This is a genomic window from Streptomyces sp. NPDC008079 (genome assembly GCF_042957385.1).
Lineage (GTDB): Bacteria > Actinomycetota > Actinomycetes > Streptomycetales > Streptomycetaceae > Actinacidiphila.
The window spans coordinates 42837-67565 of the sequence record NZ_JBIBIC010000002.1; the positions used below are offsets into that span (position 1 = coordinate 42837).

Annotated in this window: 20 protein-coding genes; 8 read left to right on the plus strand and 12 right to left on the minus strand. The window is 73.9% G+C overall.

All coding sequences use genetic code 11. The annotated features are described in order from the left end of the window. Window positions 1-284: 284 nt before the first annotated feature. The gene (locus tag ACFZAM_RS07270; RefSeq protein ID WP_391043684.1) at window positions 285-1280 is read left to right on the plus strand and encodes a small ribosomal subunit Rsm22 family protein; all 996 of its coding nucleotides are present in this window, start codon (window positions 285-287) and stop codon (window positions 1278-1280) included. A 4-nt stretch (window positions 1281-1284) separates the two neighbouring features. Here the strand turns inward: ACFZAM_RS07270 and corA are convergent, their stop codons facing one another. The 6 genes from corA to ACFZAM_RS07300 form a co-directional block, all read right to left on the minus strand. Next, on the minus strand, window positions 1285-2448 hold the full coding sequence (gene corA / locus ACFZAM_RS07275) for a magnesium/cobalt transporter CorA (protein ID WP_391043687.1): 1164 nt from the start codon (window positions 2446-2448) through the stop codon (window positions 1285-1287). After that, on the minus strand, window positions 2445-4022 hold the full coding sequence (locus tag ACFZAM_RS07280; protein WP_391043690.1) for an FAD-dependent oxidoreductase: 1578 nt from the start codon (window positions 4020-4022) through the stop codon (window positions 2445-2447). The genes corA and ACFZAM_RS07280 overlap by 4 nt, the downstream gene beginning before the upstream one ends. Before the next feature lie 147 nt (window positions 4023-4169). Continuing rightward, a complete protein-coding gene (gene ddaH / locus ACFZAM_RS07285) occupies window positions 4170-4991 on the minus strand; it encodes a dimethylargininase (protein WP_391043693.1) in 822 nt (273 codons plus the stop codon). Window positions 4992-5448: 457 nt separating this feature from the next. Continuing rightward, the gene (locus ACFZAM_RS07290) at window positions 5449-6279 is read right to left on the minus strand and encodes a heme ABC transporter ATP-binding protein (RefSeq protein WP_355334538.1); all 831 of its coding nucleotides are present in this window, start codon (window positions 6277-6279) and stop codon (window positions 5449-5451) included. After that, window positions 6276-7532 (minus strand): iron chelate uptake ABC transporter family permease subunit, encoded by a 1257-nt coding sequence (locus ACFZAM_RS07295; RefSeq protein WP_391043696.1) that lies wholly within the window; start codon window positions 7530-7532, stop codon window positions 6276-6278. The genes ACFZAM_RS07290 and ACFZAM_RS07295 overlap by 4 nt, the downstream gene beginning before the upstream one ends. An 8-nt stretch (window positions 7533-7540) precedes the next feature. Further along, a complete protein-coding gene (locus ACFZAM_RS07300; RefSeq protein WP_391043698.1) occupies window positions 7541-8575 on the minus strand; it encodes an ABC transporter substrate-binding protein in 1035 nt (344 codons plus the stop codon). Window positions 8576-9137: 562 nt separating this feature from the next. Here ACFZAM_RS07300 and ACFZAM_RS07305 point away from each other — a divergent pair. Both ACFZAM_RS07305 and ACFZAM_RS07310 read left to right on the plus strand, forming a co-directional pair. Beyond that, complete coding sequence (locus tag ACFZAM_RS07305) at window positions 9138-10628, plus strand: HtaA domain-containing protein (RefSeq protein ID WP_391043701.1); 1491 nt, start codon at window positions 9138-9140, stop codon at window positions 10626-10628. Between the two features lie 208 nt (window positions 10629-10836). Beyond that, window positions 10837-12414: an HtaA domain-containing protein gene (locus ACFZAM_RS07310; protein WP_391043702.1), complete on the plus strand. Its 1578-nt coding sequence runs from the start codon at window positions 10837-10839 to the stop codon at window positions 12412-12414. 154 nt (window positions 12415-12568) lie between these two features. Here the strand turns inward: ACFZAM_RS07310 and ACFZAM_RS07315 are convergent, their stop codons facing one another. Further along, window positions 12569-13267, minus strand: coding sequence for a biliverdin-producing heme oxygenase (locus ACFZAM_RS07315; RefSeq protein WP_391044249.1), 699 nt, complete (start codon window positions 13265-13267; stop codon window positions 12569-12571). A 221-nt stretch (window positions 13268-13488) separates the two neighbouring features. Between ACFZAM_RS07315 and ACFZAM_RS07320 the strand changes: the two genes are divergently transcribed. Continuing rightward, window positions 13489-14229 carry a bifunctional DNA primase/polymerase gene (locus ACFZAM_RS07320; RefSeq protein WP_355334526.1) on the plus strand — a complete coding sequence of 247 codons (741 nt, stop codon included), beginning with the start codon at window positions 13489-13491 and terminating at the stop codon, window positions 14227-14229. Window positions 14230-14310: 81 nt separating this feature from the next. On the opposite strand, the gene ACFZAM_RS07325 is transcribed toward ACFZAM_RS07320, so the two are convergent. Together ACFZAM_RS07325 and map are read right to left on the minus strand one after the other, a co-directional pair. Beyond that, window positions 14311-15285, minus strand: coding sequence for a hypothetical protein (locus tag ACFZAM_RS07325; protein WP_391043704.1), 975 nt, complete (start codon window positions 15283-15285; stop codon window positions 14311-14313). After that, the gene (gene map, locus ACFZAM_RS07330; protein WP_391043706.1) at window positions 15282-16139 is read right to left on the minus strand and encodes a type I methionyl aminopeptidase; all 858 of its coding nucleotides are present in this window, start codon (window positions 16137-16139) and stop codon (window positions 15282-15284) included. Before map ends, ACFZAM_RS07325 begins: the two co-directional genes overlap by 4 nt. Before the next feature lie 81 nt (window positions 16140-16220). Between map and ACFZAM_RS07335 the strand changes: the two genes are divergently transcribed. After that, entirely contained in the window at window positions 16221-16478 is a 258-nt protein-coding gene (locus ACFZAM_RS07335) for a hypothetical protein (RefSeq protein WP_355334518.1), read from the plus strand. A 25-nt stretch (window positions 16479-16503) separates the two neighbouring features. Here the strand turns inward: ACFZAM_RS07335 and ACFZAM_RS07340 are convergent, their stop codons facing one another. Together ACFZAM_RS07340 and ACFZAM_RS07345 are read right to left on the minus strand one after the other, a co-directional pair. Next, entirely contained in the window at window positions 16504-17790 is a 1287-nt protein-coding gene (locus ACFZAM_RS07340; RefSeq protein ID WP_391043709.1) for an MFS transporter, read from the minus strand. 294 nt (window positions 17791-18084) lie between these two features. Continuing rightward, on the minus strand, window positions 18085-18687 hold the full coding sequence (locus tag ACFZAM_RS07345) for a hypothetical protein (protein ID WP_391043711.1): 603 nt from the start codon (window positions 18685-18687) through the stop codon (window positions 18085-18087). Window positions 18688-18769: 82 nt separating this feature from the next. Here ACFZAM_RS07345 and npdG point away from each other — a divergent pair, with 82 nt between their 5' ends. Together npdG and ACFZAM_RS07355 are read left to right on the plus strand one after the other, a co-directional pair. Further along, window positions 18770-19483, plus strand: a complete 714-nt coding sequence (npdG, locus tag ACFZAM_RS07350) for an NADPH-dependent F420 reductase (RefSeq protein WP_355334512.1) — start codon at window positions 18770-18772, stop codon at window positions 19481-19483. A gap of 182 nt (window positions 19484-19665) precedes the next feature. Continuing rightward, window positions 19666-19869: a hypothetical protein gene (locus ACFZAM_RS07355; RefSeq protein WP_355334509.1), complete on the plus strand. Its 204-nt coding sequence runs from the start codon at window positions 19666-19668 to the stop codon at window positions 19867-19869. Window positions 19870-19871: 2 nt separating this feature from the next. Here the strand turns inward: ACFZAM_RS07355 and ACFZAM_RS07360 are convergent, their stop codons facing one another. Further along, a complete protein-coding gene (locus ACFZAM_RS07360) occupies window positions 19872-20663 on the minus strand; it encodes a site-2 protease family protein (RefSeq protein ID WP_391043715.1) in 792 nt (263 codons plus the stop codon). Window positions 20664-21006: 343 nt separating this feature from the next. Between ACFZAM_RS07360 and ACFZAM_RS07365 the strand changes: the two genes are divergently transcribed. Further along, window positions 21007-24729: a BTAD domain-containing putative transcriptional regulator gene (locus ACFZAM_RS07365; protein WP_391043718.1), complete on the plus strand. Its 3723-nt coding sequence runs from the start codon at window positions 21007-21009 to the stop codon at window positions 24727-24729.

Sequence of the window (24729 nt, forward strand, 5' to 3'; positions counted from 1 at the left end):
GTCTCGTATCGGCACTCATGGGTATGACCGGTAGAACCCGGTTTGCTTCGACACGCCGCATGGACCCCCCTGGCACATCGCGACCGACGAGGCGCTCTACCACTTCCCCAAGGGGTAGTGCGCCTGGATAAAAGCGAACGCTAGGCCAACACGAGGGCTTTCCGCTGCGGTTTACGCAGATTCGAGCCGTTGTTATGACCGAGTTAACACAAGTATGGATATCGAATGGCCACAGAGTGTAAGGAGGCCGTTACGGGTGTGCACGACCCTTACCCTTGGGACTTGTGTCCACTGTGCACCTACCCGACGACCTGCGTACAGCCCTGTCGGCGCGACTGAGCGCCACGGCCCCCACCAGGGCTTCCGCCGAGGTGGAACGCCTCATCGAAACATATCGTGGCAAGTCGCCGACGTCAGCGCCCATTCTGCGGGACGCGGCGTCGGTGGCGGCTTACGCGGCCTACCGTATGCCCGCCACGTACGCGGCCGTCAGGGCCGCGCTCGAGGCATTCCGTTTGCAGGCCGGGCAGTGGTCGCCCGCGACCCATCTCGACCTCGGCGGCGGGACCGGCGCGGCGACGTGGGCGGTGGCCGACGCGTTCCCGGGCGATCCCTCGGCGAGCGCGCACACCTCCACCGTCCTCGACTGGTCGCAGTCCGCCCTCGACCTGGGAGGTGAACTGGCGCGCACCGCCGAGTCGCCCGCCCTGCGCGCCGCGCGCTGGACCCGGTCGCCGCTCGGCGGCGGACCCGCGCTGCCCGCCGCCGACCTGGTCACCGTCTCGTACGTGATCGGGGAGTTGACCGCCGCCGACCGCACCGCGCTGATCGACGCGGCCGCGCTGGCGGCCACCGGGGCGGTGCTCGTCGTCGAGCCCGGCACCCCCGAGGGGTACGCGCGCACGATCGCCGCCCGCGACCGGCTGCTCGCCGCCGGGCTCACCGTCCTCGCGCCCTGCCCGCACGACGCGGCCTGCCCGGTCACCGGCGACGACTGGTGCCACTTCGCCGCCCGCGTCCAGCGCAGCTCGCTGCACCGGCAGGTCAAGGGCGGCTCACTGCCCTACGAGGACGAGAAGTTCAGCTACGTGGCCGCCGCGCGGTTCCCCGCGGCCCCCGCCCCCGGCCGCGTCGTGCGCCACCCGCAGATCCGCAAGGGTCTGGTCCTGCTCGACCTGTGCACCGCCGACCGCGGCCTGGTCCGCGACGCCGTCAGCAAACGGCACGGCGACACCTACCGAGCGGCCCGCGACGCCTCCTGGGGCGACCCCTGGAGCTAGCGCCCTACAGCCAGCCGTAGCGGTGGAAGGCGCGGTAGCACAGGAAGGACAGCGTGGCCATCACGCCCACCATCAGCGGGTAGCCGAAGGACCAGCGCAGCTCGGGCATGTGGTCGAAGTTCATGCCGTAGAAGCCCGCGATCATCGTCGGGACGGCGAGGATCGCGGCGCCCGCGCTGATCCGCCGCATGTCGACGTTCTGTTGCACGGCGAGTTGGCTGAGATTGGCCGCCAGCAGACCGTCGACCAGCTCGCCGTAGCCCACCAGCCGCTCGCGGACGTGGGTCAGGTGGTCGGCGACGTCGCGCAGATAGCGGGCGACCTCGGCGCCGATGAGCCGGTCCGGCTCCTCGCTCAGCCGCTGCAAGGGCCTGGCCATCGGGTGCACGGCCCGCTTGAACTCGATGAGCTCCCGCTTGAGCTGGTAGATCCGCTCGGCGTCGTCGCGGTGCGAGTCGGCGAAGACGTCGGCCTCCAGGTCGTCCACGTCCAGCTCGACCTCGTCGGCGACGTCCAGGTAGTCGTCCACGACCTGGTCGACGATGGCGTGCAGGACCGCCGAGGGTCCGTGCGCCAGCATCTCCGGGCTGCTTTCGAGGGCGTGCCGTACGCGGGTCAGCCCCGGCGCGCTGCCGTGCCGCACCACCACGACGAAGTCCGCGCCGAGGAAGATCATCAGCTCACCGGTGTCGACCACCTCGCTGGTCGCGGTCAGCTTCTCGTGCTCGACGAAGACGATCGTCTTGACCACCATGAACAGCGAGTCGCCGTACCGCTCCAGCTTGGGCCGCTGGTGCGCGGTCACCGCGTCCTCGACCGCCAGCGGATGCAGCCCGAACACCTCGGCGATCTCGGTCAGATGCTCCGCCTCCGGTTCGTGCAGCCCGATCCAGGCGAAGCCGCCGGTGTGCTTCCTGGCCTCCGCCAGCGCCTCGCGCGGCGGCAGCGACGCCACCCGCGAGCCGTCCGCGTACACCGCGCAGTCGACCACCACGTCCGCGGTGCGGCGGCGCTGCTCGGGCACCGTGCCGTCCTCGCCGAGGGTGTGCCAGGTGCCGCCGCGCCGCCACTGCCTGCGGCCGCCCGTGCGGCGGGCGAGCCGCCTGGGGTCGATCAGCCGCGGGTCCAGACGCCGGCCAGGGGTGATGCCGCGTTCGTCGGTGGTCATCGTGCCTTCTCCAGTACCGCCATGGCCGCGTTGTGCCCGGGAACGCCGCTCACCCCGCCGCCGCGGGCCGCGCCCGCGCCGCAGAGGAAGACGTTCTCATGCGGGGTGCCGACGCCCCAGCGGCCTGTGGCGTACGTCACCTGGTCCGCGTCCGGCGCGGCGTACGGCCACGACAGGTCGCGGTGGAAGATGTGGCCGCCGGGCAGGCCCACCTCGCGCTCCAGGTCCAGCGGCGACTTCGCCTCCAGACACGGCCTGCCGTCGCCGTCCAGCAGCAGGCAGTCCGCCAGCGGCTCGGCGAGCACCGCGTCGAGCTGCGCCAGCGTCGCCTCCAGCAGCGCGTCCTTCGCCCCCGCCGGGTCCGCCGCGAACAGCCGCGCGGGCGTGTGCAGTCCGAACAGGGTCAGCGTGTGGACGCCCCGCCCGGCCAGTTCCGGCGAGAGGATCGACGGGTCGGTCAGGCTGTGGCAGTAGATCTCCGACGGCGGCGCGTCCGGCAGCCGCCCCGCGGCGGCCTGCTCGTACGCGGTCGCCAACTGCTCGTAGCCCTCGGCGATGTGGAAGGTCCCGGCGAACGCCTCGCGCGGGTCCACCGAGGTGTCGCGCAGCCGCGGCAGCCTGCGCAGCAGCATGTTGACCTTGAGCTGCGCGCCCTCGGGGGCTGGACCCGGCGCCGCCTCGCCCAGCAGCCCGGCCAGCGTGTGCGGCGCCGCGTTGACCAGCACGTCACGCGCCCCGACCGTCACCTGCCGTCCCTCGCGCTCGTACGTCACCTCCGCGCGTACGCCGTCCGCCGCGATGCCCGTGACCTCGGCGCCGGTGACGATCTCGGCGCCCGCCGCGCGGGCCGCGTCCGCCAGCGCGTCGGTGAACGCGCCCATCCCGCCCACCGGCACGTCCCAGTCGCCGGTCCCGCCGCCGATCACGTGGTAGAGGAAACAGCGGTTCTGCCGCAGCGACGGGTCGTGGGCGTGCGTGAAGGTGCCGATTAGCGCGTCGGTGAGGACCACGCCCCGCACCAGGTCGTCCGCGAAGGCCGCCTCCACCGTCTCGCCCAGCGGCCGCTCGAACAGCGCCTCCCAGGCCGCGGAGTCGCCGATCGCGCTCTCCAGCGCGGCCCGCGAGGGCAGCGGCTCGGTCAGCGTCGGGAACACCGCCTGCGCGACCCGCCCGGTCATCGCGTAGAACCGCTGCCACGCCTCGAAGTCCCGGTCGTCGCCGGTCAGCGCCGCGAACTGCTCCCGCGTACGGGCCGCGTCGCCCGCGTCCACCAGCAGGCCGCCGGTGCCGCGCGGGGTGTACGAGGAGATCCGGCGGCGGCGCACCGCGAACCGCAGCCCCAGCTCGTCGGTGATCCGCGCGGGCAGCAGGCTCACCAGGTAGGAGTAGCGCGACAGCCGCGCGTCCACCCCGGCGAAGGCCCGGGTCGACACGGCCGCGCCGCCCGTCGCGGGCAGCCGCTCGAGCAGCAGCACCCGGCGGCCCGCGCGGGCCAGATAGGCGGCGGCGACCAGCCCGTTGTGGCCGCCGCCGACGATCACCACGTCATGCCGTGCCCCGCTCGAAACGTCCATCCCCGCACCCTATGACGCGGCGGCGCACGGCATGGGGCGGTCGGGACCGGGCGGTTCAGCTGGTCGGCGGCCGAGCCGCCACCACGCCGAGGCCCCCGGCCGGGAGGACCCGCGGCGTGGCGTGCGCGGGCTCGGGCCGCGCGCCGGTCAGCCGACGGCCGGGCGCAGCTCCATCGTGCAGCACTTCACGCTGCCGCCGGCCTTGTGCAGCTCCGACATGTCCACCGGGACCGGCTCGAAGCCCCGGTCGCGCAACGGCCCGAGCAGGCCGGTGGCGGTACGCGGCAGCAGGACGTTGCGGCCGTCGCTGACCGCGTTGAGGCCGAGCGCGGCGGCGTCCTGCGCCGTCGCGAGCAGCGCGTCGGGGAAGAGCCGGGCCAGCACGGCGCGGCTGCCGGGGGAGAAGGCGCCGGGGTAGTACATGATCTCGTCCCGCGCGTCGTCGAGCACGGCCAGCGCCGTGTCCAGGTGGTAGTAGCGCGGGTCGGTCAGCTCCAGGCCGATCACCGGACGGCCGAAGAACTCCTGCGCCTCCGAGTGCGACAGCGGGCTGCTCCGGAAGCCCTGGCCCGCCAGGATCCATGTCGCCGTGACCGCGAAGTCGCCCTCCGCCTCGTTGATGTGCACCGGCTCGCGCGGATCGGGAAAGCCGTTGCTCCTGAACCACGCCAGGTGCGCCGGGGCCTCGGCCTCGCGCTCGGGGTTCGCGAACCTCGCGCCCAGCACCTTCCCGTCCACGACGGTCGCGCCGTTCGCCGCGAACACCATGTCCGGCAGGTCCTCCACCGCGTCCAGCAGCTCCACGGTGTGGCCCAGCGCCCGGTACCTGTCGCGCAGGTCCTCCCACTGGAACAGGGCCAGTGCCGGGTCCACCGGCTTCGTCGGGTCCATCCACGGGTTGATCGAGTACGTCACTCGGAAGTGCGCCGGTGGACACATCAGGTACCGGCGGGGTGTCGCAGTGCGCAAAGAGGGCTCCTCGGGGGGTGGTGAAGGGCCGCCTCCGGCGGACGGTCGGCCCCCCGGAGTTCGTACGTACGCCCCGATTCTGCGCCTCCCGCTGGGGTCCCGCACCACCAAGTACCCCAAAGGGTTCCCCCCTTTCCCCCGTACGGTTCCTTCGCTTCGGGCGGCGCGCCGGTCTTTTAGGGGCGCGGGGAACTGCGCGCTCAGCCATGACGCTCCTGCGGGTCACCACCGGCCCCGGCGGGGCAGTTCGGTGGTGTTCGGGCCACCGGGCCGGTGGGGGCGGGCCGCGCAGTTCCTCGCGCCCCTGGCGGGGCGGGCCGTCTTTCGTCGGGGCGGCGCGCCGATCTTTAAGGGGCGCGGGGAACTGCGCGCTCAGCCATGACGCTCCTGCGGGTCACCACCGGCCCCGGTGGGGCAGTTCGGTTGTCACCGGACCACCGGGCCGGTGGGTGGGGGGTCAGCGGAGGGGGAGGATCAGGGGGGTGCCGCTGCGGGGGTGGGGGAGGACTTCGACGGGGTGGCGGTAGACGGCGGAGAGCCGTTCGGCGGTGAGCACCGCCGCAGGCGAACCGTTGGCGGTGACGCGGCCGGAGGACAGGACGGCGACACGGTCGGCATGGGCGGCGGCGAGACCGAGGTCGTGGAGGACGACGACGACCCCGCGCCCGAGAGCGGCCTGCTCGCGACAGACGCGCAGGACGAGCTCCTGGTGGTGAAGGTCAAGGGCGGCGGTCGGCTCGTCGAGCAGCAGCAGCGGCGCACGTTGGGCGAGCACCCGCGCGAGCGCGACGCGGGCCCGCTCGCCGCCCGAGAGCGCGGGATAGGCCCGCTCGGCGAAGCCCGTGACCTCGGTGGCGCGCATGGCCGCCGCCACGGCGGCCTCGTCCTCGTGGGCGAGGACGGTCCCGGCCCACGGCGCGCGCCCCATCCGTACCACCTCGTCGGCGGTGAAGGGGAAGGCGAGCGGCGAGGACTGCGGGAGCACGGCCCGGCGCAGGGCGAGCTGCCGGGCGGTCCAGCGGCCGAGGGGCGCGCCGCCGACGCGCACCTCACCGGAGTCGGCGGGCACGTCACCGGCCAGCGCCCCCAGCAGCGTGGACTTGCCCGCGCCGTTGGGCCCGACCAGGGCGAGCACTTCGCCCGCGTGGACGGCGACGCCGACCCCGTCGAGCACGGGGCGCCCGCCGAGCCGTACGACCAGGTCGTGGGCCTCGGCCAGGACGTCGCCGGGGGCGGGCGGCGGCGGGAGGGACGTACGGGCGCGGCGTCGTACCGCGAGCGGCCTCATGCCCAACCCCCCTGCCGGCCGCGGGTCCTGCGCAGCAGCCAGAAGAAGAAGGGGCTGCCGACGAGGGCGGTCAGCACGCCCAGCGGCAGCTCCGCGGGCGAGGCGAGCGTACGGGCGGCGAGGTCGGCCGCGACCAGGACGAGCGCGCCGCCGAGGGCGCTGCCCGGCACCAGGAAACGGTGTCCCGGCCCCGCGGCCATCCGCAGCAGATGCGGCACGACGAGCCCGACGAAGGCGACGATCCCCGCGACCGCGACGGCCGCGGCCGTCAGCAGCGCCACGATCAGGATCACCGCGATCCGCATCCGTTCGACGTCCACGCCGAGGTGCTTGGCCTGGCGTTCGCCGAGCGCCAGCAGGTCCAGGCGGCGGGAGAAGAACGGCGCCACGGCGAGACCGGCCAGCGCGCAGGGCAGCACCGCGAGCACCTTCGGCCAGCTCGCCTGGGCCAGCGAACCGAGCTGCCAGAAGGTGATCTGGGTGAGCTGCGAGTTGTCCGCGAAGAAGACGAACAGGCCGATGAGGGCGCCCGCGAAGGCGTTCACCGCGATGCCGGTGAGGACGAGGGTGACGACCTCCGTCCGGCCGCCCGACCGGGACAGGCCGTACACGACGAGGACGGTCAGCAGCCCGGCGACGAAGGCGCACACCGTCACCGACCAGGTGCCCGCGAAGGTCAGGCCGAGCGCGATCGACCCGACGGCGCCCACCGCGGCGCCGGACGAGATCCCGATCACCCCCGGCTCGGCCAGCGGATTCCCGAACACGCCCTGCATCAGCGCCCCCGCGCACCCCAGCGAGCCGCCGACCAGCAGCGCCAGCACGATGCGCGGCAGCCGTACGTCCCACAGCACCGACTCCGCCACCCGGTCCAGCCGGTGGCCCCCGAGGCCGCAGCGGTGCGCCACCGACGCGAGCACGTCCCCCGCCGGAATCCCGTACGCCCCGATCCCGGCCGACACGACGCTCAGCACGACCAGCCCCGCGGCCAGCACCCCGATCAACACGGTCGCCCGGCCACGCCGGTTGGCCTGACGGCCGGTCGGCCGCGGCCCGTCGTCCGCGATCCCCCCGGGCCCGCTCGCTTCCTTGGGCCCCGTGTACGTATGCGCCGCGTCATCGTGCGCCGGTACGGAGTCCTGGGCTCCTGGGCCGGCGTCCCGAGCGGGAGCCGCAGTCGTGGTCGGCCGGGTGTCGTCGTCCGTCCCGGCGGGCGCGGTGTGTTCCTCGTTCGGGGAGGCCGTGGTCGTCATGGGCCGGGTCACCGGGCCTTTTGGTGGATGCCGGTGGTGAGCCGGCGCAGGACGGAGTCGGTGCGGGGGCCGAAGTTGAGGAGGGTGCCGTCGTCGATGGCGACGACACGGTGGTCGAGACCGGCGGGGGTCTGGGCGACGCCCGGGACCTTTTCGAGGCCGCTGACCCCGCCGACGGAGTCGAGCCCCTTGGTCATGACGAGGATGACGTCGGGCGCGGCCTTCACCAGGGCCTCGCTGGTGATGGGGGTGAAGTCCTTGTCGAGGCCGGAGGCGGTCCCGGCGTCGACGCCGCCCGCCGCCGCGATGAGGGAGTCGGCGCCGGAGCCGCGCCCGCCGATCAGGTAGACCGACGCGGTGCCGCGCAGGTAGAGGAAGGCGACGCGCGGCTTGTCGGACGTGCTCGGAATCGTCGCGCGGACGGCGTCGATCCGTTGCGCCGTACGCGCGCGCAGCGTGTCACCCGCGGCCTTCACGCCGAGCGCGGCGGCCACGGCGTCGATCCGCGGGCCCACGTCCTCGAGCGAGGTCGCCGTCTTGACGACGACGAGCGGGACGCCCGCGTCGCGGATCTGGCGGATCGCCTCGGCCGGGCCCGTGGTGTCCTCGGCGAGGACGAGGGTGGGGTGCAGGGACAGGACGCCCTCGGCGGAGACGTCGTGGGCGCGGGTCACCACCGGCAGCTTCGCCGCCTGCGCGAAGGTCGCCGTGATGTCGCGCGCGACGACGTTCTTGCCGAGGCCCAGCGTGAAGACGATCTCGGACAGCCCGCCGGTGAGCGGCACGATCCGGTCGGCGGCGGTGACGGTGACCTTCCGGCCGTCCGCCGAGGTGACGGTGGCGGGCAGTACGGGCACGGGCGCCGCACCGGCCAGCGGTTCGATCCGGTCGGCGTCCGCTCCCGCGCTCGACGTCGCCCCCGAACCGCTCGCGGACGGCCCCGCCTTCCCCGCCGAGCCGCCGCACGCGGTGAGCGCGAGCGCCAGCAGCCCGCCGAGCAGCGAGAAGGCCACGCCCCGCGCGGTGCACGCGTTCCGCCGCACGGGAGCGCGGCGCCGCGAGCGACCGCGCCCCGAGCCGCCGGCTTCCGGGGCGGCCCGGACGGCGGTCGGCTGTGAACGGGCGGGGGACGAACGCGGGGTTGGTGACGCGGCGAGGTCCGGGGCGGCCCGGACGCCGGTCGGTTGTGAACGGGCGGGGGACGAAGGCGGGGTTGGTGACGCGGCGAGGTCCGGGGCGGCTCGGACGGCTGTCGGCTGTGGACCGGCGGCCGGTGGACGGTTGGGTTCCGGCGTGGTGCGGTCGCCCAAGTCGGCCTGGGCATGCCCGCGTTGCGGAGTGTCGGCGTCCGGGGCGTCCAGGGAGCGCCCGGCCTGCGAGCACGTCGTCGGGAAGCCCGCGGCATGCGGCTCGGCATCCGCTCGGTCGGGACGTCGTTCGGAACCTGTTCGCACTGCCAACCCGTCCCTTGCCGTGGTGCCGTCATGTCGTGATGCCGCTGTGCCCGCGCGCCAGCGCGTTCGGCGACGTCGCGGGAGGGTTCCCCGCCGGTCGGTGATTAGCTTAGGTTAGCCTTACCTGAGTTTGCCAGTCCTGGAGGGGTCCATGCCGTTGTTCCGTCATGCCCGCGTGCGCCGTACCGGCGGCCGGGCCGTCTCGCTCACGGCCGTGAGCACCGCGCTGCTCGGCGCGGTCGCGCTGACCGCGCTGACCGCGGTGCTGCCCGCGTCAAGGGCGGACGCCGCGACGAGCCGTACGGTCGCCGGGGGACGGCTGGACTGGGGAATCAAGGCGTCGTTCCAGAGCTATGTCACCGGGCCCATCGCGAAAGGCAGTTGGGCGATGACCGGTGGCGCGGGCACCTTCGGCAGCAACCAGTTCCGCTTCCCTTCGGCGCGGGGCTCGTACGATCCGGGCAGCGGCGCGCTGACCGCCGCCTTCGCGGGCGGCGTCCACTTCCTGGGGCACCGGCAGGCCAGCGGCGCCTATCAACTCGACCTCACCATCAGCCGTCCCACCGTCAAGATCTCCGGCGGCCGCGGCACGCTCTACGCCGACATGCGCAGCAAGGACAAGAACACCGGTCGGGTCACCACCACAGCCCAGGTGCCGCTCGCCTCGCTCGCCGTCGGCGGCGTCAACACCCGCGGGGTCACCGGGCCGCAGATCACCCTCAGCGGCATCCCGGCCACCCTCACCTCGCAGGGCGCCCGCGCCTTCGCGGGCTACTACACCACCGGCACCCCGCTGGACCCGGTCAGCCTCTCGGTCGACCTGCGCGCGCCCGCCTCGCCGACCACCGCCCCGCCGCGGACCCCGACCGGCGGCGCGAGCGACAAGGCGTCGGGGAAGCCGACCGCCACCTCGACGGCCGTGCCCGGCACGGTCGTCGACGCCGCCGCCGACTGGGGCGTACGCCGCACCTTCCGCGAGTACGTGACCGGCGACATCGCCAAGGGCCGCTGGACGGTGGCCGACGGCGCGCGGGACGGCGGCGCCCTGTTCCGCTTCGGCGCGGGCCGCGGCACGTACGACGCCTCGCACCACTCGCTGGACGCCCGGTTCGGCGGGACGGTGCGCTTCGTCGGGATGAAGGCGGCGGACGGCACGTACGGGCTGGACCTGTCGATCAGCGCGGTCCGCGTCACGGTCACCGACGGCAAGGGCACGCTGTACGCGGACGGCGAGCCGTTCATCACCTTCGCCGCGCCCGCCGCGCTCGCGCCGAAGAACGGCCTGATCTCCCTGACCGAGGTCCCGACCACGCTGACGGCGCAGGGCGCCAAGGCGTTCAACGGCCTCTACACCGCGGGTACTTCGATGGACCCGCTCACCCTCTCCGTCGCCCTCGACAAGGCGGCGGCCCTGCCCGCGCTGCCCGACATCGGCTCCGACCCCACGGCGTCCGCCACCCCGGCGGCGTCCCCGGCGCCGAGCACCGCACCCGCCGCGCCGAGCACCGAGTCCGCCGCGGACAGCTCGCACGACGGCGCGCCGGTCGGCCTGCTGGCCGGCGGGTCGGCCGCGGTCCTCGCCGCGGCGGCGGTCGTCTTCACCGTCGTACGGCGCAAACGCCGTACCGAAGACGGTGGCTGACGGCGCGTCACCCAGACGTCGGCTGACGGCGCGTCACCTCCCCCCGCACCTCGCACCACCCGCTCGAACCGCAGCACCGCAGGACGCGTACGGCCGCACGCAGCGTGCGGCCGCAGGGTCCGTACGCCCTCCGTACGGCCGCATGCCCGCACCGGGCACCACCGCACCGAGCACCACCTTCCGAGGAACACAAGGAGCACACCACCCCATGACCGCCCGCCTCAGCTCCCGCGCGCTCGCCCTGGCCATAGCCACCGCCACCGCGGGGGCGGCCACCGCCCTGCTGGTCCCGGCGTTCGCCGCCGCCGACTCGCCGTCGTCCCCGGCCGTACCGCTCGCCGGCGGCACCTTCGACTGGGGCGTCAAGCAGTCGTTCCGCTCGTACGTGACCGGTCCCGCGGGGGGCACCATCACCACCGCGGACGGCGCGACCGCCAACTCCAACGGCACCTTCCACTTCACCAACGGCCAAGGCTCGTACGACACGTCGACGCACGGCGTGACCGTCGGCTTCGACGGCAGCGTCGAGTTCGCGTCCACGCTGCACGGCTTCGACATCAAGCTGGCCGACCTCAAGGTCGTCACCGTCGGCACCACGGGCAGGATCACCGCCGACGTGACCGCCGCGGGCAGCACGTCGAACGACGTGGAATTCGCCACGCTCGACCTGTCGAACGTCAGGCCCGGCGGCGGCGCGGGCGGCGCGATGACCTTCAACGGCATCCCGGCCACGCTGACCGCCGACGGGTCGAGCGCCTTCAACGGCATGTACCAGCCCGGTACGGCGCTGGACGCCGCGGACCTGTCCGTCACTCCGGGCGCCGCCCCGACGACGACGCCGCCCACCACCCCGCCGACCACCGCCCCCACCACGCCGCCGACCACCGCGCCGACCACCAACCCGCCGACCACCAACCCGCCGACCGGCGAGCCCACCGGTGAGCCCACGGGCGAGCCGACCGCCACGCCCACCACGACCGCGCCCGGCGGGCCCGCCGCCGTCGTGGACGGCAACCTCGACTGGGGCGTCAAGCAGTCCTTCCGCTCCTACGTCACAGGACCGATCGCCGACGGCAAGGTGGAGCTCACCGACGGCGCCACCGGCACTGCCTCCGGCTACCGCTTCCCCAAGGGCGCCGGCACCTACGACGCCGACACCAAGACCCTCAACGCCTCCTTCTCCGGCGGCGTCCGCTTCCTCGGCCACCTCCAGCAGGGCACGTACGCGCTCGACCTGAAGTTCGGCAACTTCACGGTGGCCACCAAGGGCGCCACCGGCACCCTCACCGCCGACGTGTCGGCCAAGGACATGGCCTCGGGCAAGGTCACCGACTACAAGGGCATCGCCGTGGCCACCCTGAGCGGTGTCGCGCCGACCGCCGACGGCGACGTCGTCACGGTCTCCGGCGCCTCCGCCGTGCTCACCGAGGACGGCGCGAAGGCGTTCAGCGGCTTCTACAAGGCGGGCGACGCGCTCGACCCGGTGACGGTCGCCGTCTCGCTGGACGACAGCGCCACCCTGCCGACCGGTTCGCCGAGCCCGTCGGCCGGTTCGTCGGGCGGTTCCTCCGACGGCGGTACGACCGGCGGCTCCACCAGCGGCGGTACGACCGGCGGTTCCGGCAGCACGGTCGGCGGCACCGGCAACGACTTCACCACCGACGGCGAGCTGGCCTCCACCGGCTCCGGCACCCCGTCCGCCGCGCTGCTCGCCGCCGCGGGCGCCCTGCTGGTGACCGGCGCCGCCGCGACCGTCACCGTGGCCCGCCGCCGCAACACCGTCTGACGCAACACCGTCCGACGCGAAGACGCCTGACGCAACACCGTCTGACGCGGCACCGTCCGCCGCGAAGACCTCAGGCACAGCCGAAAGCCGGGCGGCCCACCGTGAGTTCAGGTGGGCCGCCCGGCTTCGCGGGGGTCGTACGGACAGCGCGCCCTCACGCGGAGAGCGGGAAGGCGTCCCCCAGCTCTCGGAAGACCGCGATGTTCAGCGCGAAGGCGGTCCTGCACTCCTCGACCACCCGCTGCTTCTCCAGGTCGTCGACCGCGAGGCCGTCCAGCAGTTCGCGGTACTCGCGCTTGAAGGCGGCCGGGTTGTCGATGCCCTCGAAGACGTAGAAGCGGACACCGTCGCCCTTGCGGGCGAAGCCCCAGGTCTTCTCCGCGACACCGCGGACGACCTGGCCGCCGGAGAGGTCGCCGAGGTAGCGGGTGTAGTGGTGCGCGACATAACCGGCGGGCCACTCGCGGGCGACCTCGGCCACCCGGGCCGCGTACCGGGCGGTGGCGGGCAGCGCGGTCGCGCGGTCCTTCCAGCCCTCGCCGAGCAGGTGGTCGAGGTCCTGTTCGAGGGAGGCGACGCGCAGCAGCTCGGTGCGGGTGAAGGGCGCGGCCACCGAGTCGTCGGCCAGCAGGTGCGCGCCCTCCTCCAGCGCCCGGTACACGAACCAGAGCTGCTCGGTGTAGCGCGCGTACGCGTCCACGCCGAGCCGACCGCCGAGCAGGTCGTCCATGAAGGTCGAGTCGTGCGCCTCCTGGTGCTGGGCCCGGGTCGCGGCGCGGATCACGGCGGAGAAGGGGGATGCGGCGGACGGTGCGTCCGGAGTGGCCGACGTGTCCGAAGTGGCCGACGGAATCGACGTGGTCAAAGGAACCTCCTGGTCAAGGCTGTGCGCCGACCTCGATCCTCCCAACTTAGGCTTACCTAAGTCAATAGGTTGCCGACATGATGTCGGAAACGGCCGCCACGGGAACACTTCCACCCCGGGTGGGTGTTCATTCCTGGCAAGAGGGAGGATGTGCTCCACCGTCCGCGTACCGTGGTCCGCGGGACGGGAGTGGCGAGGAAAGGAGCCCGATGGCAGGCAAGAGCAGGGTGTCCGACTGGTTGCGCCGCCGTACGGAGAGCGCTTCGGGCAACAGCCGGGCGGCCAGGGCGGCAGCCGCCGCTGCCGCCGACGACCTGCGCCGTGACGAGCTGATCCAGGCGGCCGTCGCCGCCTCGTATCCCGTCGCACCGGCCGTGCACCCCGAGGGCTTCGGCTGTTCGTGCGACCGGATCGGCTGTCACATCCCCGGTGTGCACCCCGTCTCGCAGGCGTGGCAGACCCAGGCGAGCACCGACCCGCAGCGGGTCGCCCAGTGGCTCAGCGGCCAGCCGCTCGCCAACTTCATCACCGCCACCGGGCTCAACCACGACGTCCTCGACGTCCCCGCGGAAGCGGGCCGCGTCGCGCTGGAACGGCTGACCGCCGACGGCGCCACCATCGGCCCGGTCGCCCTCCAGGGCGAGGACCGGATGCTGTTCTTCACCGCCACCCGCGGCACCCCCGCCGACGAGGACGAGTGGTGGCCCTGCGCCCTCGACTGCAACCCGGAGACCGCCGACGAGCACCCGGGCATCCGCTGGCACTGCCGCGGCAGCTATGTGCTGCTGCCCCCGGCCCGGCTGCCGTCCGGCGGCACGGTCGTCTGGCTCCCCGACCTCGGCCCCGACCTCCCGCTGCCCGACCCGCTCCCCGTCCTCGACATCCTCACCGACGCCTGCGCCCAGTTCGCCTACGAACCCGAGCCGGAACCGGTCGCCCGCACGCGCTGAGCCCGTCCCCGCTGAGCCCGTTCCCGCTGAGGCCCGTCCCCGCTGAGGCCCGTCCCCGTAGAGCCCGTCCCCGCAGAGCCCCTACGCGCCCGTCGCCGAGACCAGGCCCGCCAGGCGGCTGAGGACCGCCGTTTTCGCGTCCGGTCCCGCGCTGCGGGCGGGGACCGTGGCGGCCTGCTGGGACATGCGGGAGAGGGTGACGGAGGTGCGGGGGGTGCCGGTCATCAGGGCCTTGGTGTCCTGGTCGATGCTGAGTTGGTAGCCCTCGCGGTACGTGGCGCGGGTCTGATGGCGACTGGCGAACAGCACGAGCGCGCCGCCGGACCTGGTACGCAGCGCGACCGGGGTGAAGTCGCCGCCGTCGGCGGGCTGATCGGCGTACTGCGTCACGGAGTTGGCCGTACGCCGGTTCTTGTCGCGCCCGGCCAGCAGCTCGGAGGTCGCCGGACCGTCGGCGAACGCCGGTGCGGCGGGAGCCTGTTGGAGATACGAGGTGTACGCCGTGCTCAACCGGCCCGGCTGCACGAGCAGATCGGTGCCCGCGGCCGGCAACGCCTCGACCAGACCGTCCTTGTCGGTGGCGAGGGCGGGCAGCGCGTCCGGTGCCATGACGGCAAGGAAGGACGCCTTCCACGGGTCGCCCGCGGTGAACCGGCGGAAGACCAGCAGCCACCGCGAGTCGCCGCCGCGGTTGGTCGCGGTGTCCGCCACGAAGAACTTCGGCCAGCCGCGCTGCCTCGGCACCAGGAAGCGTGAGTCGGAGAAGGCCAGCGGCGTGAACGACGCGTTGCCCTCGGGGTGGTTGGCGTGCTTGGCCCGCACCCCCGCCTCGTCGATGGCGCCCAGCGCGCCCGACTCGATCTCGGCGACCAGCGACTCGTCGTACGCCTTCGTCGCCGCGTTGTTGACCTTCGCGAAATTCGCCAGCACCTCGGCCGCCTCCGCGGGCCGTACCGACGCGATGTCCGCGCGCTCACCGTGCACGGTGACACAACCGGCCAACGGCACCGCCAGCGCGGTCGCCGCCGCCGCCAGACACAGGCTCCGACGGTTCATGGCAGGGTCAGCACCTCCGCGCCGTCCGCCGTGACCACCAGCGTGTGCTCGAACTGGGCGGTGCGCTTGCGGTCCTTGGTGACCACGGTCCAGCCGTCGTCCCACATGTCGTACTCGTGCGTGCCCAGCGTCAGCATCGGCTCGATGGTGAACGTCATGCCGGGCCGCATCACCGTCGTCGCCCGCGGGTCGTCGTAGTGCGGGATGATCAGCCCCGAGTGGAACGCGGTGTGGATGCCGTGCCCGGTGAAGTCCCGCACCACGCCGTACCCGAAGCGCTTCGCGTACGACTCGATGACCCGGCCGATCACATTGATCTGCCGCCCGGGACGTACCGCCTTGATCGCCCGGTCGAGCGACTCCCGTGTGCGCTCCACCAGCAGCCGCGACTCCTCGGCGACGTCGCCCACGAAGTACGTGGCGTTGCAGTCCCCGTGCACCCCGTGGATGAACGCGGTCACGTCCAGGTTCACGATGTCGCCGTCGCGCAGCACCGTCGAGTCCGGGATGCCGTGGCAGATCACCTCGTTCACCGACGCGCACAGCGACTTGGGGAAGCCGCGGTAGCCCAGGTCAGAGGGGTACGCCTGATGGTCCACCATGTACGCGTGCGCGATCCCGTCCAGCTCGTCGGTCGTCACCCCCGGGGCGATGGCCTTCGCGGCCTCCTCCATCGCGCGCGCCGCGATCCGCGAGGCGGTCCGCATCTTCTCGACCGTCTCCGCGTCCTGCACCTCGGGCCCGGTGTACGGCGCCGGCCCCGGCCTGCCCACGTACTCGGGGCGCGGGATCGAGGCCGGCACGTGCCGGGTGGGGGAGAGCTTGCCGGGAACGAGCAGCGACTGACCAGACATGCCGACGAGTGTATCCGCGCCCGATCGGGGAACATGGCCGCAGGCGGCCACCCGCGGCACCCCCGACCACAGGAGACGATCATGGCGCTGTTCAGGGCGAAGAAGCCGGCCGGAAAGCCCGGCGAATGGTTCTACTGCATCGAGCACCACAAGGTCGAGGAGGGGCCCGAATGCCCCGCCAAGGACCGCTTCGGCCCTTACTCCACCCGCGAGGAGGCGCAGCGGGCGATGGACACCGCCGCCGAGCGCAATCTCCAGTGGGACACCGACCCGAAGTGGCACGACACCGCCGACGGTGACGGCCAGGACGCCGGGAACGACAGGCCGGGGGGCTCCTGACGGAGCAGTCGGGCGGGGCCGGTCGTCAGGACGCGGTCGCGGGTGCCGTTTCCGTACCGCTTTCCGTGCCGCCTTCCGCTCCGCTCTCCGTCCCGCTCTTCGTCTCCGCCGCCGGGTGCTGCCGCGCGTCGTACGACATCAGCTTCGGGAGAGCGGCGGCCAGGGCGACGACCGCCGCCGCGCACGCGACACCGCCGGTCCAGACGGAGGTACGGGCGGTGGTGAGGGCGGCCACGCCGCCGCTGCGGAGCTGACCGAGCTGCGGGCCGACCGAGTACGACAGCAGCTCGATCCCCGCCAGGCGTCCGCGCAGCTCGTCGGGGATCGTCTGATTCCACATCGTGGAGCGGCCGACGCCGCTGATCATGTCGCAGCCGCCCGCCGCCGCCAGGCACAGCAGTACGAGCCAGATCCGGCCCGTCCAGCCCGCCGCGGCCATGGCCAGGCCCCAGCCCACGGCCGCGTACACGACCATCCGGCCGTGCCGGTGGATCCGGGTGGTCCAGCCGCTGGTCAGGCTGACCGCGAGGGAGCCGACCGACCCGGCCGCGTACATCAGGCCGAGCGACCACGGCGCGTGCAGGTCGTCCGCGAGGAACGGGAAGATCGCCGCCGGGTACGCGAAGAACATCGCCGCCAGGTCGATCGCGTACGTGCCGAGGAGTTCCTTGCGGCTCCACGCGTAGCGCGCGCCCTCCGCGATCGAGCGCAGCGAGGGCGGCTTCGCGTCGTGCGCGGCCGGTGAACGGCTCAGCCCCAGGCCGAGCGCGACGGAGAGCGCGAAGGTCGCCGCGTCGGCCGCGTACGCCCACGAAAGGCCCGCGTACGCGATCACCAGGCCCGCGACGGACGGGCCCGCGATGGCCCCGACCTGCCAGCGCAGCGCGTTGAGCGCCGCAGCGGCGGCGAGTTGGTCGCGCCGGACGATCCTGGGCACGATCGCGTCCAGGGCGGGCCGCTGGAGTCCCGTCAGCGCGCTCGACAGTGCCGCCACCACGTACAGCGGCCACACCACCGGGTGCGGCACCACCGTGTTGACCAGCAGCCCCAACGCCAGCAGGCCCTGCGCCGCCTCGGTCGCGTTGATCAGCAGCTTCCGGTCCATCGCGTCCGCGAGCGCCCCGCCGTACAGCCCGAACACGATCAGCGGCACCAGCTCCACCGCGCCGATCGCTCCCACCGCGACGGCCGAGCCCGTCAGCTCCTTGATCTGCACCGGCAGGGCCACGAACGTCAGGAAGCTTCCGAACGTCGTGATGGCTCCCGCCAGCCACATTCGCCGGAAGTCCGCCGAGGTGCGCCACGGCGTCATGTCGGGGAGCAACGCCCTCTTCCGCTTCCGCGGGGGTGGGGGGTCATCGGTCACGGTCACTGTCACGTAGGGCGATGCTCCCCGGCCCGGCCTCCCCCCGCAAAGCCTTTTTCCCCCCGCCCGGCCCGCCCCCCCACCGGGCCGGTGGCCCGGCGACAACCGAATTGCCCCGCCGGGGCGGGTGGTGTCGTGCGGGAGCGTGGTGGCTGGGTGCGCCCACGCGGCGGCAGCCGAGAACCGCACCGGGGCCGCGCCCCTGGGGGCACCCACCTCGGCGAGGTGAACGGGGGGGGGTTACCAGCGGGGAGGAGGGGTGGAGAGGTGGTCGGCCAGGCGGGAGAGGGGGTCGCGGAAAGGGGGGCGGCGAGGGGCCGTGGCCTCACCCGCAGCGGAGCTGACAAGGTGCTGGAGGACGTCGAGGGAGAGCGCGGGCGCGTCGGGCGAGGGCAGGCTCAGGACGTCGTGGGCGACGCCGTCGAAAGGGTGACCCTCCGCGGAAGCGGACAGGGCGAGGACGGTGGCGCCGGAGCGCCTGGCGTCGTGGACGCGTTCGAGGATGCCGGCCCCCGGCCGGTCGGGGGCGACGAGCAGCACGGTCTCGCCGCGCCCGGCGGAGGCCAGCCGTCGCAGACCGACGGCGAGATGCGGCGGCGCGCCCGGCGGCACGCGGAACCGCAGGAGCGTGGGGGAGAGTTCGGGCACCCCGCTCCAGGCGGCCTCGTCGTCGAGGTGCGCGGCGAGATGCCACGGCTCGTACGCGTCGGTGCCGACGAGCAACAGCGGTCCCGGCCCGCGCTGGACCGCGGTTCTGAGCGTCCCGCCGAAGGCGCGGGCGGCGCGCGGCCACTCCGTTCCGGCGAGCACTTCGCGCAGCAGCGCGACCCGTACGGCGTCCATGGCACGGCATCCTTCCGCCCCCGGAGTGATCCGCGCCACCGAACGCCGTCGAACACCGCCCGCACCTGGCAGGATCGCCGGTATGACTACCCCTGAGGACGTGAAGACCCCGGCCAAGGCACCGGCCAAGGACCCCTGGGAGCTGCCCGACGTGTCGGGCCTGGTGGTGGGAGTGCTCGGCGGCACCGGTGACCAGGGCCGCGGGCTCGCCTACCGGCTGGCCAGGTCGGGCCAGAAGGTCGTCATCGGCTCCCGCAACGCCGAGCGCGCGCAGACCGCCGCCGCCGAACTCGGCCTCGGCGTCGAGGGCGCGGACAACGCGGAGTGCGCCCGCCGCAGCGACATCGTGATCGTCGCGGTGCCGTGGGACGGCCACGCCAAGACCCTGGAGTCACTGCGCGAGGAACTGGCGGGCAAGCTCGTCGTGGACTGCGTCAACCCGCTCGGTTTCGACAAGCAGGGCGCGTACGCCCTCAAGCCCGACGAGGGCAGCGCCGCCCAGCAGGCCGCCGCCCTGCTCCCGGACTCGCGGGTCACCGCCGCCTTCCACCACCTGTCGGCGGTGCTGCTCCAGGACCCGGAGATCGCGGAGATCGACACCGATGTGATGGTTCTCGGCGAGGCCCGCGCCGACACCGACATCGTCCAGGCGCTCGCCGCCCGTATCCCCGGCATGCGCGGTGTCTTCGCGGGCCGGCTGCGCAACGCCCACCAGGTCGAGTCGCTGGTCGCCAACCTCATCTCGGTCAACCGCCGTTACAAGGCCCACGCGGGCCTGCGCCTCACCGACGTCTGAGCCGCATCGAGCCGTAGCCGCGCCGCATCCGAGCCGTAGCCGAGCCGGCCACCCGGGCCGGCCACCCGGGCCGTACGTCCGGGCCGTACGTCCGAGACGTACGAGCCCGTCCCGAGCGGTCCGGGGCATGGGGGACAATGGCGGACGACCGTACGCGTCCGCCCGGACAGGAGCCGCACCCCATGCCCCGCCTCGCCCTCTACGCCCTCATCGCGTGCCTGCTCGCCGTCGCCGCCGCGGTGGTGTCCTTCGCGCACGGCAGCTTCCTGGGCATCGTGTGGGTGCTGCTCGCCGGGCTGACCAGCAACATGTGCTGGTACTACTTCCGCAAGGCGAAGATGGACGCCGCCGCTGCCGCCGACGCGACGGGCCAGCCGCAGAGCTGACGTCACTTCCGCCAGAACTGGAACAGCGTGTAGCCGTAGTCCACGTAGTCGCGCGGCACGTGCAGCCAGCCCATCACGGTGTCGATGGCGTGGAAGAACTTCACGTTCACCGCCGGAATCCACAGCACACCGAAGACCGCCAGCAGGCCGAACTGTGAGAAGGGCTCGAACTGGCGGCGGGCGGCGGGCGAGAGCCACGGCTCGATGATGCCGTAGCCGTCCAGGCCCGGGACCGGCAGCAGGTTCAGGATCGCGGCGGTCACCTGGAGCATCGCCAGGAAGGCGAGCGCGCACAGGAACTCGGTCGGCCAGGAGTCCAGCGCGCCGAGCGCGAACGGCAGCATCAGCAGCACCGCGAAGGCGACGTTGACCAGCGGGCCCGCCGCCGAGATGAGGCTGTGCCGCCAGCGCCCCTGGATGCGGCCGCGCTCGATGAAGACGGCCCCGCCGGGCAGGCCGATGCCGCCCAGGATCACGAAGACCACCGGCAGCACGATGGACAGCAGCGCGTGCGTGTACTTCAGCGGGTTGAGGGTCAGATAGCCCTTCGCGCCGATGGAGATGTCACCGCTGTGCAGGGCGCTGCGGGCGTGCGCGTATTCGTGCAGGCACAGGGAGACGACCCAGCCGGACACCACGAACAGGAAGACCACGAAGCCGTGGTCGGAGGCGAACTGGCTCCACACCGCCCAGCCGGACACGGCCATCACCGCGACGATGGCGAGGAAGATCGGGCTGATCCTCCGGTCGCTGTCGCCGCGACGGTCGGCCCTGCGGATCGATGTGACGCTCATGGACGGGCTCCTGGCGTGGGCGGTGGGGCGCTGAGGCTACGGGAGGTCGTGCGCGGGCCCGGCGGCCCGACGGTGGGGGACCGACGGTGGTGGGGACGGACGCGGCCTGAGGCAGCCGCCCGATCATGCCATCCGGGACGGAAACGACACAGGCCGTGCCCGGGAAACGTCCGGCGGCGTGACCAGGTTCCAACGCCGCGTCACGCCGGGCCACCGCTGTACGGAGGCGCGCGAGCGGACGCCACGCCTCCGCCCCCCGCGTGGACCGTACGCCCTCGCCGCCGCGGGCGGACCGGGGCCGACCGGGGCGCGGTGACCGTGCGGGCTCCGTAACAATGGGGCCGTGCGATACGCGATTCTCGGCACCACCCAGGCTCTGCGCGACGACGGCACGCCCGCCGCACTGGCGGGCGGTCGGCTGCGCGCGCTGCTGACAGCGCTCGCACTGCGGCCCGGCCGGGTGATCGGCGCGGACGCGCTCATCGACGAGGTGTGGGACGGCGACCCGCCCGCCGGGGCGACCGGCGCGCTGCAAGCGCTGATCGGTCGGCTGCGCCGGGCCATCGGCCATGACGCGGTCGGCTCGGTCGACGGCGGCTACCGGCTGGAGGCGGCGCCCGAGGACGTGGATCTGTACCGGTTCGAGCGGCTGGCCGACGAGGGGGCGCGGGCGCTGGCCGACGGCGACCCGGTCAAGGCCGCCGGGCTGCTCGGCGACGCGCTCGCGCTGTGGCGCGGGGCCGCGCTCGCGGACCTGCCCGACCGGGGCACGGCCGCCGTCCGCAGCGAGGCGCTGCGCCGGGACGCCCAGCGGCAGCGGCTCACCGCGGAACTGGCCCTCGGCAGGGCAGGTCCGATCCTCCCCGAGCTGGCGGAGCTGGCCGCCGCGCACCCCCTGGACGAGCCGCTGCGCGCCCTCCACATCCGCGCCCTGCGCGCCGCGGGCCGTACCGCGGACGCCCTGGCCGCGTACGAGGCGGTCCGCCGTGACCTCGCCGACCAGCTCGGCGCCGACCCCAGCCCCGAACTGCGCGCCCTGCACGCGGAACTGCTGAACCCCCCGCCGCTGCCGGGTGACCGTCCGGTCGGGGGGAATCCGCCCGGCCCGGGCGGTTCCGCGGCCGGAAGGGCGCAGAGCCGGGCCCGCGGCACCCGCCCGCCCACCCCCGGATCCGACACCCGCGGCCCGACCGCGGCCCCCGGCCCACGCCCGGCCGATCACGGACAGGTCGGCCAGGACCACCGGACCGGACCCGCCTCGGGCGGAGACGGGCAGGGCGGCCCGGCCGAGTACGGCCCCGGCGGGGCCGTCATGGGCGCCGCCGCGGGCGAGGCGGCTGACGGCGGTGCGTTCGGGCGTCGGGGCGCGGCCGTTGCGGGCGGGGCCCGGCCCGTACCGGGGAACGCCCGCGCGCGGCTGACCAGCTTCGTCGGCCGCGAGGCCGACCTGGCCGCGGTGCGCGGCGACCTGTCGCGCGCCCGGCTCGTCACGCTCACCGGACCCGGCGGCACGGGCAAGACGCGGCTGTCGCAGGAGGCCGGTGACCTGGTGGCGCCGCGCTGGAAGGACGGCGTCTGGTACGTCGAACTGGCGCCGGTCAGTGATCCGCGGACGGTGCCCGAGGCGGTGATCAGCTCGCTGGGGCTGCGCGAGACGCTGCTGCACTCCGGCAGCGCCACCGAGGCCGCGCTGTCCGTCGAGACCAAGACCAAGGACCCGGCCCGGCAGCTCACCGACTACTGCGCGAGCCGCGAGCTGCTGCTGGTGCTGGACAACTGCGAGCACGTGATCGGCGCCGCCGCGACCCTGACCGAACAGCTCCTCGCGCACTGCCCGGGCGTCTCGGTGCTCGCCACCAGCCGCGAACCCCTGGGCGTGCCGGGCGAGTTGGTACGGCCGCTGGACCCGCTGCCGGACCCGACGGCGCTGCGGCTGCTCGCCGACCGGGGCGCGGCGGCCAGGCCCGGCTTCTCGGTGGACGAGGACCCGGTGGCCTGCGCCGAGCTGTGCCGCCGCCTGGACGGGCTGCCGCTGGCCATCGAGCTGGCCGCGGCCCGGCTGCGCAGCCTCTCGCCGCGCCAGCTCGCCGACCGCCTCGACGACCGCTTCCGCCTCCTGACCGGCGGCAGCCGTACGCTGCTGCCCCGCCAGCAGACGCTGCGCGCCGTCGTGGACTGGAGCTGGGACCTGCTGGACCCGGCCGAACGCGTCCTGCTCCGCCGCCTGGCCGTCTTCCGCGGCGGCTGGACCCTGGAGGCCGTCGAGGCGATCTGCCCGGACCCCGAAGGGGCCGGCCCCGCGGAAGCCGGCCCGGCGAAAGCGGCGGACGGCGCCCGCCAGGGCGTCCGCATCGACGCCCTCGACGCCGCGGCGCTGCTCGCCTCCCTGGTCGACAAGTCCCTCGTGCTGGCCGACCTCACCGACGACGGCGTACGCCACCGGATGCTGGAGACGATCTCGGAGTACGCGACCGAGCGCCTGGAGGAGTCCGGCGAGCGCGCGGCCGTCGAGCGGCGGCACCTCACGTACTTCAGGGAGTACGTGCGCACCGCCGACCCGATGCTGCGCGGCGCGGGGCGCGGTCAGCACCGGGGCGCGGGCGAGGAGGGCGTGGGCCAACTCGTATGGCTGGAACGGCTGGAGCGCGAGCACGAGAATCTGCGGGCCGCGCTGCGCCGGGCGGTGGAGACCGGCGACGAGCAGGACGCGCTGCTGCTGGTGCTGAGCTGCTGCTGGTTCTGGGAGGTCCGCAACTACCAGTCGGAGCGCCGCCATTGGCCCGCGGCGGTGGCCGCGATGGGTCCCGACCCGTTCGAGACGCCGCCCGCCCTCGAACCGCTGGACCGCGGCCCGCTGGACGATCCGCCGCCGCTGGAGGGCGAGCGGCTGCTGGAGGCCAGGCGCTGGGTGCGGATCGAGGACATGGCGTCCATGCAGGGCGAGACCGACTGGTGGGAGCACCCGAAGCTGGCCCGTATCGGCCGCGCGCTGATAGAGACCTACCCGCCGCATCTGCCGCAGTCCGCCCGCTTCCCCGGCATCCTGCGGCCCTACGGCGCCTTCTTCTCCGGCGACTTCTCCCGGCTCGGCCCGCTGATGGACGAGACCGTGGAGAGCTGCCGCGTCCACGGGCGGCAGTGGGAGCTGGCCTTCGCGCTGCAACTGCGCGCGAAGATCAACAACGACATCAGTGAACGGCTCGCCGACGCGCTGGCCGACATCGCGGAGAGCCGCGGGCTCTTCCAGCGGCTCGGTGACGAGTGGGGCACCGCGGAGACGCTGTCCGCCGAGGCGGAGGCGGCCTCCAACGGCGGTGAGTGGGCGCGCGCCGCGCAATGCTGCCGCGAGGGCATCGCGCTGGCCCGCAAGATCGGCTCCCACCAGCACGTACCGGTGCTCACCGTCCGGATGGGCGAGGCGCTGTTCCACTCGGGCGAGGAGGACGAGGGCGAGCGGCTGCTGCGCGAGGGGGTCGCGGACGCCGACAAGTACGCGGCGGCCAGCGAGGGCGCGGGCTTCTTCGGCCGGGTGCTGCTCGCCCAGGTGCTCAGCCGCCGCGGCAGGTTCGACGAGGCGCTGGAGCTGATCGACGACGCCCTCGACGCGACGGTCCGCCACGCCAACGGTGTGCCCGGCTTCATCAAGGGGCTGCTGCACGCCATGCGCGGCTCCCTGATCGGCCGGGCCGGCGACCCGGAGACCGGGCTGCGGCTGATCGACGACGGTGTCGCGGAGCTCAGCCGCCACCCGCTGGCCACGGTCATCACCCCGCGGCTGGCGATCATGCTCTCGCCCGGGGTGGTGGATCTGCTGACGATGCTCGCCACCGCGGACGGCGCCGACCAGGAGCGCGCGGTGCGCAGGGCGCGCCGCGCGGTGGCGCTGCTCAACGCCAACGGCCGCCTGCGGCCGTCCGTGATGGCCCCGGCCGAGCGGCAGGACATGGAGCAGGCGGAGGGCCGGCTGCGGGAGTTGCTCACCGACGCCGGGTACGAGGCCGCGCACGCGGAGAGCGACGGCCTCACCCTGGAGGAGGCCGTCGCTCTCATGCGTGACGTGGACTGA